Below are 1,667 nucleotides of genomic sequence, written 5' to 3'. Positions count from 1 at the left end.
CCCCCCGAACTCGATCTATGTGTTCCTCGATCAGCACCGGGACAGACTGTTCCCCGATGATTTGTTCAGCGACCTGTTCGCGCTGGTAGGACGCCGGTCCGTGCCGCCGTCATTGGTCGCGACGGTGATGGTCCTGCAACGCCTGGAAGGACTGTCGGACCGCGAGGCCGTCGACCGGTTCACCTTCGATGTCCGCTGGCGGTACGCGGCCGGGGCCGGTGGCTTTGACGGCACCGGCCGGGCCGGGTTCGCCCACACGGTGCTGGTCGACATGCGCGAACGACTGCGCCGTTCCGACCGCCCGGACCGGATCTTCGAGGTCGCGCTTGCTGCGGCCCGTGAGGCCGGGCTGCTGGGCCACCGCCGGGTCCTGGACTCCACACCCCTGTACGACGCGGTCGCCACCATGGACACGGTCACCCTGATCCGCTCCACGGTCCGCGGCCTGCTCACTGCCGCCGACGCCGACCTTGCCACCAGCCTGCGAACGGTTTTGACCAGCGGTGACGACTACACCAGCACCGCCAAACCAGTCCTGGACTGGGACGAAAAGACCGCCCGCGAAGCGTTGATCGACTCCCGGGCCCGTGACGGCTACGCCCTCCTCGCCGCCCTCGACGGGCGTGAGGACCTGCCTGAACCCGTCACACAGGCGATGAGACTGCTGGCCACCGTGCTCGGTCAAGACCTGGAGACAGGCGACGACGGGATACTGCGGATCGCCCGGAAAGTCGCCGCCGACCGGGTGATCTCCACCGTCGACCCGCAGGCCCGGCACGGCCACAAAACTCAGCACCGTGGCTTCGACGGCTACAAAGGCCATCTCGCCCTCGACCCGGACAGCGAGATCATCACCGACACCCAGGTCACTCCGGGCAACACCGGCGACGCAGAACCCGCTGCGAATCTGATCAGCGACCTCACCGAACCACCCGCAGACAGCCCCGGCACCACACCGGCCGCCGGCCCAGCGGTCTACGGCGACTCCGCTTACGGCGCCGGCGAAGTCCTGCAACTGCTGCACGACGCCGGGATCGACATCAAAACCAAGGTCCAAACCGCGGTCGCACCCGGCGGCAGGTTCACCAAGGACGAATTCACCATCGACCTCGACACCGGCACGGTGACCTGCCCGAACCAGGTCACCATCACGATCCGCCCGATCACCGGCCACGCCCGGCACGCGGGCAAGGCCGACTTCGGCACCACCTGCACCGACTGCCCACTCCGCGCCCAGTGCACCACCTCTGAGACCGGCCGACACATCACCATCAGCCACTGGGAAACCCACCTGGTCACCGCCCGCACCCGACAGGCCGACCCCGGCTGGAAAGCCGACTACCGGGCCACCCGACCCAAAATCGAACGCAAGATCGCCCACCTGATGCGCCGCCGCCACGGCGGACGCCGTGCCCGCATGCGCGGTCTGCAACGCGTGGCCGCCGACTTCAAACTCCTGGCAGCCGCCACCAACCTCGCCCGGCTCGCCACCCTCGGACTCACCCACCAACCCCGAGGATGGGCCCTCACCTGACCGACCGAAAACGCCTCCACCACGCGCTATCCAATCGCCGACAGCCTCCGTCCCTCACCTGCAACAGCCCACAAAAGACCAACGCGGGTTGATCAGAACTCTGATCAACCCGCGTTTAACACCAGTCACCTAG

The 1,667-nt window shown here is 67.5% G+C and carries 1 protein-coding gene; it reads left to right on the top strand.

The annotated features are described in order from the left end of the window. Positions 1 to 1,534: IS1182 family transposase (locus tag J5X75_RS43710; RefSeq protein WP_208473633.1), on the top strand; the 1,534-nt coding region annotated here is incomplete at its 5' end. Between the last annotated feature and the right edge of the window lie 133 nt (positions 1,535 to 1,667).

Source organism: Actinoplanes flavus (assembly GCF_017592555.1).
GTDB lineage: Bacteria > Actinomycetota > Actinomycetes > Mycobacteriales > Micromonosporaceae > Actinoplanes > Actinoplanes flavus.
Note: the sequence above shows the minus strand (reverse complement) of the source record. Positions and strands in the feature narration are given on the sequence as shown.